At 69.1% G+C, this 14,206-nt stretch carries 14 protein-coding genes and 1 tRNA gene; 11 read left to right on the top strand and 4 right to left on the bottom strand.

The genetic code is table 11. The features are described 5' to 3' along the window. Nucleotides 1-10: 10 nt before the first annotated feature. The gene (locus Q0R13_RS13600; protein ID WP_293904779.1) at nt 11-1,204 is read right to left on the bottom strand and encodes a hypothetical protein; all 1,194 of its coding nucleotides are present in this window, start codon (nt 1,202-1,204) and stop codon (nt 11-13) included. Between the two features lie 235 nt (nt 1,205-1,439). Between Q0R13_RS13600 and hppD the strand changes: the two genes are divergently transcribed. From hppD to Q0R13_RS13570, 6 genes are all read left to right on the top strand, one after another. Next, nucleotides 1,440-2,537 carry a 4-hydroxyphenylpyruvate dioxygenase gene (hppD, locus tag Q0R13_RS13595; RefSeq protein ID WP_293904777.1) on the top strand — a complete coding sequence of 366 codons (1,098 nt, stop codon included), beginning with the start codon at nt 1,440-1,442 and terminating at the stop codon, nt 2,535-2,537. A gap of 168 nt (nt 2,538-2,705) precedes the next feature. Further along, nucleotides 2,706-3,710 carry an isoaspartyl peptidase/L-asparaginase family protein gene (locus Q0R13_RS13590; RefSeq protein ID WP_293904775.1) on the top strand — a complete coding sequence of 335 codons (1,005 nt, stop codon included), beginning with the start codon at nt 2,706-2,708 and terminating at the stop codon, nt 3,708-3,710. Between the two features lies 1 nt (nt 3,711). Further along, the gene (locus tag Q0R13_RS13585; RefSeq protein WP_293904773.1) at nt 3,712-4,845 is read left to right on the top strand and encodes a homogentisate 1,2-dioxygenase; all 1,134 of its coding nucleotides are present in this window, start codon (nt 3,712-3,714) and stop codon (nt 4,843-4,845) included. Further along, entirely contained in the window at nt 4,842-5,126 is a 285-nt protein-coding gene (locus Q0R13_RS13580) for a hypothetical protein (protein ID WP_293904771.1), read from the top strand. The genes Q0R13_RS13585 and Q0R13_RS13580 overlap by 4 nt, the downstream gene beginning before the upstream one ends. After that, nucleotides 5,123-6,127, top strand: coding sequence for a fumarylacetoacetate hydrolase family protein (locus Q0R13_RS13575; RefSeq protein ID WP_293904769.1), 1,005 nt, complete (start codon nt 5,123-5,125; stop codon nt 6,125-6,127). Before Q0R13_RS13580 ends, Q0R13_RS13575 begins: the two co-directional genes overlap by 4 nt. Further along, a complete protein-coding gene (locus tag Q0R13_RS13570) occupies nt 6,124-6,618 on the top strand; it encodes a MarR family winged helix-turn-helix transcriptional regulator (RefSeq protein ID WP_293904767.1) in 495 nt (164 codons plus the stop codon). The genes Q0R13_RS13575 and Q0R13_RS13570 overlap by 4 nt, the downstream gene beginning before the upstream one ends. Nucleotides 6,619-6,632: 14 nt before the next feature. Here Q0R13_RS13570 and Q0R13_RS13565 read toward each other — a convergent pair whose 3' ends face one another. The 3 genes from Q0R13_RS13565 to Q0R13_RS13555 form a co-directional block, all read right to left on the bottom strand. After that, nucleotides 6,633-6,956, bottom strand: a complete 324-nt coding sequence (locus Q0R13_RS13565) for a hypothetical protein (protein WP_293904765.1) — start codon at nt 6,954-6,956, stop codon at nt 6,633-6,635. An 84-nt stretch (nt 6,957-7,040) separates the two neighbouring features. Further along, nucleotides 7,041-8,912: a ferrous iron transporter B gene (locus tag Q0R13_RS13560; protein ID WP_293904763.1), complete on the bottom strand. Its 1,872-nt coding sequence runs from the start codon at nt 8,910-8,912 to the stop codon at nt 7,041-7,043. Further along, a complete protein-coding gene (locus Q0R13_RS13555; protein ID WP_293904838.1) occupies nt 8,909-9,235 on the bottom strand; it encodes a FeoA family protein in 327 nt (108 codons plus the stop codon). Before Q0R13_RS13555 ends, Q0R13_RS13560 begins: the two co-directional genes overlap by 4 nt. A 123-nt stretch (nt 9,236-9,358) precedes the next feature. On the opposite strand from Q0R13_RS13555, the gene Q0R13_RS13550 reads away from it, so the two are divergent. From Q0R13_RS13550 to Q0R13_RS13530, 5 genes are all read left to right on the top strand, one after another. Then, a tRNA-Leu gene (locus Q0R13_RS13550) sits at nt 9,359-9,442 on the top strand. 321 nt (nt 9,443-9,763) lie between these two features. Continuing rightward, a complete protein-coding gene (locus Q0R13_RS13545) occupies nt 9,764-11,530 on the top strand; it encodes a peroxidase family protein (protein WP_293904761.1) in 1,767 nt (588 codons plus the stop codon). Further along, nucleotides 11,530-12,414 carry a hypothetical protein gene (locus Q0R13_RS13540; RefSeq protein WP_293904759.1) on the top strand — a complete coding sequence of 295 codons (885 nt, stop codon included), beginning with the start codon at nt 11,530-11,532 and terminating at the stop codon, nt 12,412-12,414. Before Q0R13_RS13545 ends, Q0R13_RS13540 begins: the two co-directional genes overlap by 1 nt. After that, entirely contained in the window at nt 12,414-13,766 is a 1,353-nt protein-coding gene (locus Q0R13_RS13535; RefSeq protein ID WP_293904757.1) for an NADH:flavin oxidoreductase, read from the top strand. The genes Q0R13_RS13540 and Q0R13_RS13535 overlap by 1 nt, the downstream gene beginning before the upstream one ends. Before the next feature lie 12 nt (nt 13,767-13,778). Further along, a complete protein-coding gene (locus Q0R13_RS13530) occupies nt 13,779-14,201 on the top strand; it encodes a hypothetical protein (RefSeq protein ID WP_293904755.1) in 423 nt (140 codons plus the stop codon). Nucleotides 14,202-14,206: the final 5 nt, after the last annotated feature.

Genomic DNA, 14,206 nt, shown 5'->3' with positions numbered 1-14,206 from the left:
CGCGCGGCGCCTACTTGCCGGTGCAAGGCGAGGGCTTGGGATGCGCGGGGTCGGTGTCGTCATAGGCGCAGAAGGCGATCGACCAGACGAAGTCCGCGGAGGTCCCGGTGCGGGTCGCCCCGGCGGCGGGCGGCGTCGGCCGGTTCGGCGGGGTCGGCAGGCTGGTCCAGTACCAGTGCGGATCGATCGGACCCACGGGCGCCCGGAGCGGGCTGAAGCTCAGGAAGCCGGCCTGCGAGGTGGCGGTCCCGTTGGGGGCCCAGGCGGAGCGCGAATGGCAGGTCATGCAGGACGAGGAGTCGACGAAGCCGTCCTCGGTCACCGAGTTGCCCAGTCGCACATTGAGGCCGGTGTTGTCGGTGAAGTCGACCTGCGAGCCCTTCAGGCAGTAGTGCGTGTAGGCCGCCTCCAGCTTGGCCTTGACGATCAGCGCCGCCAGCGCCGGCGTCTTGGCGCAGGGTCCGTAGGCCTTCGAGCCGTTGGCGTTCGGCGGCACATAGGCCGTGGTCGCCCCGAAGCTGTCGCGGCAGCCCAGGATGGCGCAGCGGCCGGGGTTGAACTCGCTCTCGAAGGTCGCCCAGGTCCAGTTGGGCGTGGCCTTGGAGATCACGTGCATGGAGACCAGGGCGTACTTCTTGCCGTCGGTCCCGGTGTTGACGTGGAAGAATTTCGGCGCGTCGGCGACGCTGACCCGGTTGCCGCTGAAGACCGGCACGTCGGTGAGCGCGATCCAGTTGGCCTTCACCTCGACCGCGTCCAGCGGGAAGGAAAAGTCCTTGCCGAAGCCGGCCTTGAGGCCGGAGATCGAGAACAGCTTGTTCTTCACGATGAAGTCGAACGTGGCCTTGTTGCGCCGCGTCTCTTCCAGCGCCCCGGCGCCCGGCGGCACCTGTGGCAACGGCTGGCCGGCGGCCTGCAACCCGGAGAGGATCGACTGCTGCAGGGCCGGCGGGTGCAGCGAGAGCGGCGTCGCCGTGGTCGGGAAGACCGGGTTCGGCCGGAAGGTGTCGGTGTCGCTGGCCCAGGTCTCGAAGGTCGACCTGGTCCCGCCCGCCGGCGCGTTCGCCACCAGGAACAGCTTCCAGGCGAAGGCGTCCGGCGCGTTCATCGGCGGCGCCGGATCGGGTTTCACCACCGCGTTCGCGTGCCCCGCGCCCAGGAGCAGCAACGCCGCGGCCCAGCCTGCGATCGCTTTGAAATTCATGGTCGCCTCCGTGCATCGGCCGGGGCGCCCAGGGCACGAGGCCGCGATCGTCCCGCCTCCCCCAAGGTTGCGAAGACATCGCCACTCTAGTCGCGATTGCAAGCTTGGCAACGTGTGTTCGTCGAGCGACGTTATGGCCAACGCGGCCAGCCGCTCGCATCGCACTCCGATCCAAATCGCGCTACCGCAAACTAGTTTCAAGTGATACTAAATTGCTTCCGACGGAGACTCTGCCATGGACTCTGAGATCGCACCTGCCAGCCGCGACCTGTTCGACAATCCGTTGGGCACCGACGGCTTCGAGTTCGTGGAGTTCACCTCGCCCGAGCCGGAGCGGCTGAAGGACCTGTTCGAAAAGATGGGCTTCACCGCCGTCTCGAGGCACCGCTCCAAGCACGTGCTTCGGTTCCGCCAGGGCGACATCAACTTCATCCTCAACATGGAGCCGTCCGGCCAGGCCGCCGCCTTCCGCGACATCCACGGCCCCTCGGCCAACGCCATGGCCTTCCGCGTCCGCGACGCCGCCAGGGCCCTGACGCTGGCCGTCGAGCGCGGGGCCAAGGCGGTCGTGGGGCCGGTCGGGCCGATGGAGCTGAACATCCCGGCCATCGAGGGGATCGGCGGCTCGAACCTCTACCTGGTCGACCGCTATGGGGCGCAGGAGATCTACGATGTCGACTTCGTCCCGATCCCGGGCACAGAGGAGCAGCGGGCGAAGAATGAGGTCGGCCTGACCTACCTCGACCACCTGACCCACAACGTCCACCGCGGCCAGATGGCCACCTGGGCGGACTTCTACGAGCGGATCTTCAACTTTCGCGAGGTCCGCTACTTCGACATCGAGGGCAAGCAGACGGCCCTGGTCTCCAAGGCCATGACCAGCCCCTGCGGCAAGATCCGCATCCCGCTGAACGAGAGCCGTGACGAGCACTCGCAGATCGAGGAGTTCCTCAAGGACTACAAGGGCGAGGGCATCCAGCACGTGGCCCTGGGCGTCGGCGACATCTACGAATCGGTCGAGACCATGCGCGACCGCGGGGTGAAGTTCCAGGACACCATCGACGCCTATTTCGACGGCATCGAGACGCGCCTCCCCGGCCACGGCGAGGACGTCCAGCGGCTGCAGGCCGACAGGATCCTGATCGACGGGGCGCCCAGCGAGGGCCAGGGCCTGCTGCTGCAGATCTTCACCGAGAACATGATCGGCCCGATCTTCTTCGAGCTGATCCAGCGCAAGGGCAACGAGGGCTTCGGCGAGGGCAACTTCAAGGCCCTGTTCGAGTCCATCGAACTGGACCAGATCCGCCGCGGCGTGCTGCCGGCGAAGGACTAGCTCGCTTGTCCACACCGTCCGGCTCGTCATGGCCGGGCTTGTCCCGGCCACCCAGGATCTCCGCGTTGGTCAGCCGGGACGCGGCGGCGCCGTTGAAAAGCCTGCGCCGCCTGCGATCATGGGTGGCCGGGACAGGCCTGGCCATGACGATCTTGGGAGCGGTGGCTGATGGCCGCTGAGGCGCTCACCGTCCGCCCAACCTGGGCCCTCGTCGCGCACGGCGGCGCGGGCGCCATCGCGCGCGGCGATCTGCGGCCCGAGCAGGACGCCGCCTATCGCCAGGCCATGGCGGCGGCGGCCCAGGCGGGCGCGGCCGTGCTGCGATCCGGCGGCGCGGCGATGGACGCCGTCGAGGCCGCGATCCGGCTGCTGGAGGACGACCCGCTGTTCAATGCCGGGCGCGGCGCCGCCTTCACCGCCGAGGGCCGCAACGAGCTGGACGCCTCGATTATGGAAGGCGCGACCCTGGCCGCCGGCGCGGTGGCGGGCGTCACCACCACGCGGCATCCGATCTCGGCGGCGCGCGCGGTGATCGAGGGCTCGGCCCATGTGATGCTGGGCGGGGAGGGCGCCGACGCCTTCGCCCGCAGCCAGGGTCTGGAGCAGGTGGACCCGGCCTATTTCTTCACCGAGCGCCGCTGGCGGGCGCTGGAGCGGGGGCTCTCGAAGCTGGGCCTGCCGATCCCGCCGCGGCCGCTGGGCGCGCCCGAAGACCCCTCGGCCCGCGCGGCCCTGGTGCACGAGGAGGGCAAGCACGGCACGGTCGGCGTCGTGGCCCTGGGCGTCCATGGCCATGTGGCGGCCGGCACCTCGACCGGCGGCGCCTCGGCCAAGCGCTGGGGCCGGGTGGGCGACAGCCCGATCATCGGCGCCGGGACCTATGCCTCGGACAAGGCCTGCGCGGTCTCCTGCACCGGCGCGGGCGAATACTTCATCCGCCTCGGCGTCGCCCACGAGATCTGCGCCCTGGTGCAGCACAAGGGCCTGTCGCTGCAGGCGGCCGCCGACCAGGTGATCCAGGGCGACCTGGCCGCGTTGGGCGGGGACGGCGGCGTCATCGCCGTGGCCCCGGACGGCCAGATGGCCTGGAGCTTCAACACCTCGGGCATGTACCGCGCCCGCATCGCCGACGGCCAGTCGCTGGTCGTGGGCGTCTACAAGGACGAGACCTGAGATGACGAAGGGCGACTGGATCCCGATCCGCGGCGCTGAGGGCACGCATTCGCGCCAGGCCCATGCCGACCTCCCGGAAGGCACCTATGAGCGCGAGGTGTCGAAGGAAGGCTTCTTCGGCCCCGCCGCCTTCCTGCACCATCGCCGGCCGCCCACCGGCTGGACCAGCTTCGAGGGCCCCTTGCGCCCGCGCGCCTTCGACCTGAACCGGCTGAACGCCGCCGAGCCGTCGCCGTGGTCGGCGGGCGTGGTGCTGCTGAACAAGGCCGTGGAGGTGCGGTTCTGGAAGCTGGCGCAGGCCATGCCGGCCCTGGCCCGCAACGCCGACGGCGACCAGCTGCTGTTCGTCCACCAGGGGGATGGTGAGCTGTTCTGCGACTACGGCCGGATGGCCTATCGCCCCGGCGACTACCTCTATCTGCCGCGCGGCACCATGTGGCGGCTAAGCCCCGCCAGCCCCACCGCGATCCTGATGATCGAGGCGATCAACACCCACTATAAGCTGCCCGACCGCGGCCTGATGGGCGGCCACGCCCAGTTCGACCCGGCCATGCTGGAGACTCCCGCCATGGATGCCGCCTTTCGGGCGCACCAGGACCTGGCGGGCGACTATCGCGTCGAGGTCAAGAAGCGCGGCCAGGTCTCTACCGTTACCTTCGGCTACAATCCGCTGGACGCCGTCGGCTGGCACGGCGACCTGGCGCCGGTGCGCCTGAACGTCGCCGACATCCGGCCGGTGTCGAGCCACCGCTATCACCTGCCGCCCAGCGTCCACTCGACCTTCGTCAGCGACCGGTTCGTGGTCTGCACCTTCGCGCCCCGGCCCTTCGAGACCGATCCGGGCGCGCTGAAGGTGCCGTTCTTCCACAACAACGACGACTACGACGAGGTGCTGTTCTACCACGCCGGCGACTTCTTCAGCCGCGACCACATCGAGGCCGGGATGATGACGTTCCATCCCAGCGGCTTCACCCACGGCCCTCATCCCAAGGCGTTGAAGAACATGTTGGTGCAGCCCAAGGCCGCCACCGACGAATACGCCGTCATGATCGACACCCGCGACCCGCTGGACGTCGGCGACGCCGCCGCCTCGGTGGAGAACCCGGCCTACGTCGACAGCTGGAAGGGCGGATGAGCCAGCAGGAGGACCTCACCGCCGCGGCGGACGAGGAGATCGACCGGGCCATGGACCTCGGCTGGGCGGCGCTAGCCAAGCTGACGCCGTGGGGCGACACCTTCGAGGGCTTCACGCCGGAAGGCCGCGAGGTCTGTTTCGAGCGCGCCTACCTCTGGGAAGGCGAGACGGGTGGTGACATCCGGGTCGAGGTGACCGTCTATGAGGCCCGGGCCTATGAAGACGGGGTGCGCCATACTCGGCTCATGCCGCGCGAACCCGGGGATGGGAGTATCGTATGAAGCTGGCGTCGTTGAAGGGGGGCCGGGATGGGCGCCTGGTGGTGGTGTCCAACGACCTCGCCTGGTACTCGCCGGCCGATCGCATCGCGCTGACCCTGCAGGCGGCGCTGGACGACTGGGAGCGCTGCGAGCCCGAGCTGCGCGGCCTGGCCGAGAGCCTGGAGCACGGCTCGGTGCCGCAGGCCCGCTTCCACGAGCATGACGCCGCCAGCCCGCTGCCGCGCGCCTACCAGTGGGCGGACGGCTCGGCCTATGTCAACCACGTGGCGCTGGTGCGCCAGGCGCGCGCCGCCGACATGCCGGACAGCTTCTGGACCGATCCGCTGATGTACCAGGGCGGCTCGGACGGGTTCCTGGGGCCGCGCGACCCGATCCCGCTGGCCGATCCGGCCTGGGGCTGCGACCTGGAGGGCGAGATCGCGGTGGTCACAGGCGATGTGCCGCTGGGCGCCAGCCGCGAGCAGGCCCTGGCCGCCATCCGGCTGGTGATGCTGTGCAACGACGTCTCGCTGCGCAACCTGATCCCGGGCGAGCTGGCCAAGAGCTTCGGCTTCTTCCAGTCCAAGCCCGCCTCCGCCTTCTCGCCGGTCGCCGTCACGCCGGACGCCCTGCCGAACTTCAAGGACGGCAAGCTGCACGGCAGGCTGGAGGTGGAGCTCAATGGCCAGCCGCTGGGCGAGGCCGACGCCGGGGTCGACATGACCTTCGACTTCGGGACCCTGATCGCCCACGCCGCCAAGACCCGGGCGCTCGGCGCCGGCACGATCGTAGGCTCGGGCACCGTCTCCAACCGCGGCCCCGACGGCGGACCCGGCAAGCCGATCGCCGACGGCGGGGTCGGCTATTCCTGCCTGGCCGAGGTGCGCACGGTGGAGACCCTGCTGGGTGGTGCGGCCAGGACGCCGTTCCTCAAGGCCGGCGACCGGGTGCGGATCCAGATGATGGACGCCCGCCGCCACTCCATCTTCGGCGCCATCGAACAGGACGTCGCCGGCCGATGAGCCCGGACTCGGGAGATCGCGGAGACCCGGCCGACAGCGGACTGCAGCTCGACCGCTACCTGCCCTATCGCCTGTCCGTTGCCTCCAACGCCGTCTCCGGCCTGATCGCGCGGGCCTATGAGGACCGGTTCGGGCTCTCGATCCCGCAGTGGCGGCTGATCTGCGTGCTGGCCGAGGACGGTGGCCTGACCCAGGTCCAGATCGTCGCCCGCACGGTGATGGACAAGGTGACGGTCAGCCGCGCCGCCCAGGTCCTGGTCAAGCGCCGGCTGGTCGACCGCGCGCAGAACACCGCCGATGGCCGCTCCCACGTGCTGGCCCTGACGCCCGAGGGTCGCGGCCTGCATGCCGAGATCGCGCCCCTGGCCCTGGCCTACGAGGCGGCGCTGATCGCCGGCCTCGCCCCGGATGAGGTAAAGCTGCTGAAACGCCTGCTCGCGCGCCTGCAGTCCGCCGCCGGTCAGCTGGCCGGGGACGCGCCCGACGGCTGAAACGCCGTCACGCTTCAGGCGGCGAGGATCGCGTCCGGCCTGACGCCCCAGCGGTGCGAGCCCTCGCCGAACGGCAGGTGGAAGCCGTAGGCGGCCCGCTTGCGCTCGTCGGCCCAGGTCTTCTCGAACGAGACGATGACCTGGAGCTGCAGCTCCTCTGGGATGTGGTGGACATTGTGGCCAAGGGTCTTGGCCACTTGCTCGATCACGATCGTCCGGTGCGCTTCGCCGCCGAGCGAAAGGAGGGCCTTGCGGACGTGCCGGCACAGGGTGGTCTTGACCCGGATGGGCTTTTTTCCGGTGGGAACGTCGCAGGCGATTTCGTGCTGGTTCTGCATGACGGGCACAGCTTTGCCCGCATGGGTTTATCGGGCGGTTAAGGCGCACGGCAAATGTGCGATTAATGCAACCTGCCGGTGAAACTACCCGCCGCCCATCGCCACGGCCACGTGATAGACCAGTAGCGAGGACAGGTAGGCCAGGGTGGTCATGTACAGGAACATGATGATCGGCCAGCGCCAGGAGTTGGTCTCCCGCTTCACGACGCCCAGCGTCGAGGCGCACTGCGGGGCGAAGATGTACCAGGCCAGGAACGACAGGCCGGTGGCCAGGCTCCAGTGGTTCGAGAGCTGGGTGGCCAGCGCGCCCACGTGGTTGTCCGCGTCGCCGATCGAATAGACGGTGCCCAGGGCCGCCACCGCCACCTCGCGCGCCGCGAAGCCGGGGATAAGGGCGACGGTCATCTGCCAGTTGAAGCCGATGGGCGCCAGCAGCGGCTCCAGCAGGTGGCCCAGCCGGCCGGCCAGGCTGAAGTTGATGGCCGGCTCGGTGGCGCCGGCCGGCGGACCCGGGAAGGTCGACAGGAACCAGACCACGATCATGATCGGGAAGATGATCCGGCCGGCCCGGCTGACGAAGATCTGGCCGCGGGTCAGCAGGTTGCGCAGCACGCTCTCGGCCGACGGCAGCTTGTAGGTCGGCAGTTCCATCAGGAACGGCTCGACGGCGCCGCGCCAGAACAGCCGGCGGGTGACAAACGAAACGCCCAGCGCCGAGGCGATCCCCGCCGCATACAGCCCGAACATCACCAGCCCCTGCAGGCTCAGGCCCCACACGTGGGTGTTCGGGATGAACGCCCCGATGATCAGGGTGTAGACCGGAATCCGCGCCGAACAGGTCATCAAGGGCGCCACCATGATGGTGGTCAGCCGGTCGCGCTTGTTGTCGATCACCCGCGTCGACATGATCCCCGGGATCGCGCAGGCGAAGCTGGAGAGCAGCGGGATGAAGGCCCGCCCATGCAGGCCGGCGCCGCCCATGATCCGGTCCATCAGGAACGCGGCCCGGGCCATGTAGCCGAAGTCCTCCAGCAGGATGATGAAGAAGAACAGCACCAGGATCTGCGGCAGGAACACCAGCACGCTGCCGACCCCGGCGATCACCCCGTCGGCGATGAAGCTCTTCAGCAGGCCGTCCGGCAGCGCCTGGCCCACGAAGACCCCCAGCCAGGCGAAGGCGGCGCTGATCCCGTCCATCGCGGGGGTCGCCCAGGTGAACACCGCCTGGAACATCAGGAACAGCAGGCTGAACAGGATCGCCAGCCCGGCCACCGGATGCAGCAGCACCGCGTCGACCTTGCCGGTCAGGGTATCGGGCCGCTCGGGCGGGCGCACATAGGCCTTCAGGATCCGCTGCGCCTCGCGGTGCGCGCCGCGGATCTCGCCGGCCGACGGCTCGTGCCAGACGTTCTCGGTCGACAGCGCCCCCGACGCGATCAGGGCGTCGACCTGGGCGGTCAGTTGCTCGATGCCGCGCTTGCGGGTGGCCACGGTGGTGACGATCGGACAGCCGAGGTCGCGCTCGAGGCCCTCGAGGTCGATCCGCAGCCCCTGGCGCTGGGCGATGTCGTACATGTTGAGCGCCAGCACCATCGGCCGGCCCACGGCCTTCAGCTCCAGGATCAGCCGCAGCACCAGGCGCAGGTTGGTGGCGTCGGCCACGGCCACCACCACGTCGGGCGCTTGTTCGCCGGCCAGCTTGCCCAGCACCGCGTCGCGGGTCACCACCTCGTCGGGGCTGCGGGCGCGCAGGGAATAGGTGCCCGGCAGGTCCAGGATCGACAGCGCCCGGCCGGCCGCCGTGACGATATGGCCTTCCTTCCGCTCGACCGTGACGCCGGCGTAGTTGGCCACCTTCTGCCGGCTGCCGGTCAGCGCGTTGAACAGGGCGGTCTTGCCGGTGTTGGGATTGCCGACCAGCGCCACCCGCGCCGGCCTCAGCGCAACTTCACTCATGTGCGGTCCAGTCGCACCCAGACGTCCTCGGCGTCGCGCCGCCGCAGCGCCACGCGCATGTCGTCCAGCCGGATGGCGATCGGGTCGCGCCAGATCGCGCCCTCGTGCAGCACCTCGAACCGGGCGCCCTCGACGAAGCCGAATTCCAGCAGCCGGCGCTGCAGTTCGTGCACGTCGACGCCGTGGCCGTCCGGATGGCTCTCGGCCCGCACGTCGACGATCTCGCCCCGGTCGCCGGGCCCCACCGTGCTCAGCCGCACACAGTCGGCCGTCGCGACCGACGTGGCGTCCAGCGCCGTCGCGCCAATCGGCTCAGCCAGCATGTCATGCATCGGGCGGTTCCGGCGTCCGCGCTATTGCGAACGATTATCAGTTACGTCTTGTGCCCGGTTCGCGCAAGGCTCGCGTTGACGCGGATCAATCGGCGCCTATGTTCCGCCTCCGCCGCCCCAGTGGCGAAATGGTAGACGCGGTAGACTCAAAATCTATTGCCGAGAGGCGTGCTGGTTCGAGTCCGGCCTGGGGCACCAGCCTTGGCGTGCAAGGCATGCTATGGCTCGGCGGGTCGCTGCAAGCGAGGGCGCCGCGTTGCCCGGACGTGGGGTCGGCGGGCGGCTGACGATGGGGTCCGGCCACTCGTCCGAGAGGCGAGACGGCTGCAATCGCGCGGGATTCGCGAGTGCGCCGCGGCGTTCACAATTCTCAGTTGTCATAGGCGCAAGGCCGGCCTTATGGTCCCCGTGCAGGGGGGCGATATGCCGCAGAGTAGTGCTCTTGATCGACTCCTAGGCCGGTTTGCAACGGTCACTGGCGCGTTCGCCCCGTGGCATAAATGGCCCTTCCTGATCGCCTTGGCGACGCTGGACGGCCTTCGCCACAACATGCGCTGGGGCAACCTGTTCGACACCCAGCGGCGCGATCCGCCGATCCCGCCGGGCCTGCCCGGGCAGGACGTCACCAAGGAACGCACGGCCGACGGCAGCTACAACGACCTGGAAAAGCCCTGGATGGGCATGGCCGGGGCGCGGTTCGGCCGCAACATGCCGATCGAGCGCACCTTCGGCGCCGACGCCAAGGCCCTGCTGACGCCGAACCCGCGGGAGGTCAGCAACAAGCTGCTGGCCCGGCAGGATTTCGTGCCGGTGCCGCACCTCAACCTGATGGCGGCCGGCTGGCTGCAGTTCATGGTCCACGACTGGGTCAGCCACGGGACCAGCCCCAAGGACAATCCGCACCTGGTGCCGCTGCCGCCCGGCGACGACTGGCCGCAGAACCCGATGACCATCCTGCGCAGCGAGCCGGATAAGGTCGATGCCGCCGATGACGGGCGTCCGGCCGCCTACGCCAACGCCGAGACCCACTGGTGGGACGGCTCGCAGATCTACGGCTCCTCGCTGGAGCGCCAGCGGCTGATCCGCACCAACCCCGGCGAGACCGAGATGCGGACCGACGGCAAGCTGGGCCTGTCGGCCAGCGGCAACCTGCCGATCATCAGCGAGATCGCCGACAAGGGCGACGCCTCCGGATTCAAGTTCCCCGACCAGGAGCTGGCCGGGGTGACGGGCAACTGGTGGATCTGCCTGTCGATGTTCCAGACGCTGTTCGCCCGCGAACACAACGCGATCGTCGACCGGCTCAAGGTCGACCACCCCGACAAGAGCGGCGAGTGGCTGTTCCAGAAGGCGCGGCTGGTGAACGCCGCCCTGCTGGCCAAGATCCACACCACCGAATGGACCCCGGCGCTGATGAACTCGGCGCTCGGCCGCACCATCATGCGCACCAACTGGTGGGGCTTGGCGGGCGAGCACTTCACCCGCGGCTTCGGCCGCTTCGACGGCAGCGAGACCTTCAGCGGCATACCGGGGTCGGAGACCGACCAGCACGCCGCGCCCTATGCGATGACCGAGGAGTTCGTCGCCAGCTACCGGATGCACTCGCTGATCCCGGACGACTTTTCGTTCCGCGCCGCCAAGGACGACCGCGAAATTCGCAAGACGACGATGGCGGAGGTCAGCCACGGCCACGTGGCGCAGCTCTATCGCGACATGAGCTTCGACGACATCGTCTACTCCATGGGCACCATGCACCCCGGGGCCCTGGTGCTGCACAACTTCCCCAACACCCTGCGCAAGCTGGCCGAGGACCCGGCCAAGAACATCTTCACCGACCTGGCGGCAGTCGACATCCTGCGCGATCGCGAGCGCGGCGTGCCGCGCTACTGCGAGTTCCGCCGGCTGATGGGCATGAAGGCGCCGCGCAGCTTCGAGGAGCTGACGACCAATCCGCAGTGGCGCAAGGACATCAAAGAGCTCTACCCGAGCGTCGAGGATGTCGACCTGCTGGTGGGCACCCTCAGCGAGAGCAACGGCGGCACCCCGGTGGGCTTCGGCTTCTCCGACACGGTGTTTCGCATCTTCATCCTGATGGCCTCGCGGCGGCTGAAGAGCGACCGCTTCTACACGCGCGATTTCACGCCCGAGGTCTACACGCCCGGCGGCTTCGCGTGGGTAGCCGACAACGACCTGCGCAGCGTGTTCGAGCGCCACTGCCCCGCTCTGGAGCCGCGCTACGGCGACGTACGGAACATGTTCTTCCCCTGGGCGCGAGGCCAGGCCTGATGCCCCGGATCGCCGTCCCCGGCCTGATCGACGCCCTGATCGTCAAGGACGCGGCGACCATCCGTACGCTGGCGACCGATCCGCGGCTGGACCGCCAGTACGTGCCGCGCGGGGCGCTGATCAACCGCATCCTGCTGGGCCGGTTGGGCAGGGTGCTGCAACTGGGTGGCCGGCGGTTGCCGCCGGTGGCCGAGCATGGGCCGGTGCGGCCGGCGCCGGAGCAGGCGGCGCTCGCCGCGCGGCTGAACGCCATCGCCGAGGGCGGGATCAAGGGCGCGGACTTCCAGCCGCTGGTCGACTACGTCCGGGGCAAGGGGCCCGAGGGTGACGCCGGGCGGCTGTCGCAGCAGGCGGTCGGGCGTCTGTTCAGCCCCGCCTACCAGGCCAGCGCCGACAGCTGGGCCGACGCCGAGGTGCTGGGCGCGGCGCCCAGCAATTTCAATCCGTTCAAGGCGCTGATCTGGGCGCTGACCGGGCGGGTGGAAAACGCCCGCGCGGCCCTGGCGGTCAAGGTCGGCGGCGACCCCAGTGGCCTGCACGGCACCGGCGTGGCGATCCACAACCTGTCGGAAGCCTTCGCCCGGATGCGCAAGATCTACGCCGAGACCCGCGGCCACCCCTCGGTGTCGGCTGAGAAGGCGGTCGGCAACGCCCTGTTCGCGCCGCGCCAGGTGCTGCGCCAGCCGACCATGGCGATGACCCTCCCGGCCGGCCAGCTCTCGCCCGACACCCTGGTGATCCTGCAGCTGCAGGCCGCCAACGCAGACAATCCCGGCTACGACATGGTGTTCATGGAAGGCGCCTGGGCCCAGTGCCCGGCCCATCGGTGGATCCCTGCGCTGATGTCGGCCGTATGGCTTCAAGCGACAGCGGAGCAGGCCTGATGAGTTCGGACGTCATCTTCACGCCGCTGAAGTTCCGCAACCTGGAGGTCAAGAACCGCATCTTCCGGTCCAGCATCTCCGGCCGCTTCGACAACGAGGACGGCTCGCTGACTCAGACCCGGATCAACTGGGAGTCCAAGTTCGCGGCCGGCGGCGTGGGGGCGATCATCTCGTCCTATGTGCCGGTGCTGATCGAGGGCCGGATCATCGCCGGCTACGGCACCGTCCACCGTGACGCCTACATCCCGCTCTGGCAGAAGCTGGGCGAGTCCGTCCACGCCCACGGCTCGAAGTTCATCATGCAGCTGAGCCATTCCGGCCGGCAGCTGGACGTGCCCGGCATCCACAACCGCAAGCGCAAGGCGCTGAGCTCGACCAGCCACAAGGAGCCGATCAACGGCGTCCCCTGCCAGGCGATGAGCAAGGCGCAGATCGACTACACCGTGAACGCCTTCGCCGACGCCGCCTGGCGGGCGCGGGAGGCGGGCCTGGACGGCGTCGAGCTGCACTCGGCCAATGGCTACCTGTTCAGCCAGTTCCTCTCGTCGGGCATCAACGACCGCACCGACGAATACGGCGGCTCGCTGGAGAACCGCGCCCGCTTCCTGCTGGAGGTGATCGAGGCCATCCGCGCCAAGGTCGGCCGCGAGTTCCACCTGCAGGTCAAGCTGGGCGCCATCGACCGCAACAACGTCATCCCCTGGGAGAAGAAGGGCAATACGCTCGCCGACTGCGTGCAGATCGCCAAGTGGTGCGAGTCCGCCGGCGTCGACGGCATCCACGTCTCCAGCGGCTCAAGCTTCCCGCACCCGCTGAATCCGCCGGGCGACTTCCCGCTGGAGGTGCTGGCCTACACCTACGACACCATGATCTCGTCGGGCGACTACGGGATGCGGAACTATCTGATGTTCCGCTATCCGGTGCTGCGGCCGATCTTCCACTGGGTCTGGTTCCGAATGAAGGCGGGCCACCCGATCGAGGGCATCAGCCTCGACGAGGCCAGGGTGATCAAGGCCGCGGTGAAGATCCCGGTGATCGTCACCGGCGGCTTCCAGACGGCGTCGGTCGTCGCCAGCGCCATCCACGACGGCGTCTGCGACGGGGTCGCCATCGCCCGCTCGCTTATCGCCAACAACGACCTTCCGAAGATCTGGGCCAGCGGCAAGGACCGGCCGGACCGGCCCTGCACCTACTGCAACAAGTGCCTGGTCAACGCGCCGAAGAACCCGCTCGGCTGCTACGAGGAAGCCCGCTACCCGGACTACGAAACGATGGTCGAAACGATCATGTCCATCTACTCGACGCACGCGGACCTGAAGGTCTCGGGCGACGAGGGACTGCTGACCAACTAAGGGGCCCGGCGCATGAACGACACCCTTTTCCGTGGCTTCACCCAGGACGCCGCGCGGTCGGCGAAGGAACAGTACCGGCTGCTGCTGGGCGTGGTGCTGATCGTCGAGGCTGCGGCCGGCGCCGCACTGCTGTTCTGGCCAGACGGCGTGGCGCGGCTACTGTTGCCGGACGCGACGGAGGGCGTTGCGGGGCTGCGGATCGCCGGACTGTTCTGGCTGCTGGTCACGGTGCTGCTGCTGACCGGCCGCGGCGAGCCGGCGCGGGCCAAGGTCCCCAACCTGCTGGGCCTGGTCGGGCGCACCGCGCTGGGCGTGCTGCTGGTGCTGCTGGCGGGCCGGCTGCTGTGGGTGGGGGTGGTCGAGATCGTCGCCGCCCTCGGCCTGGCGCAACTCTACTTCCGATACTTCGAAGCTGAAGTGATGAGCCGGCCGTAGCGGGG

This window comes from Phenylobacterium sp. (genome assembly GCF_025351295.1).
Classification (GTDB): Bacteria; Pseudomonadota; Alphaproteobacteria; order Caulobacterales; family Caulobacteraceae; genus Phenylobacterium.
This window is presented reverse-complemented; position numbering and strand designations above follow the sequence as displayed.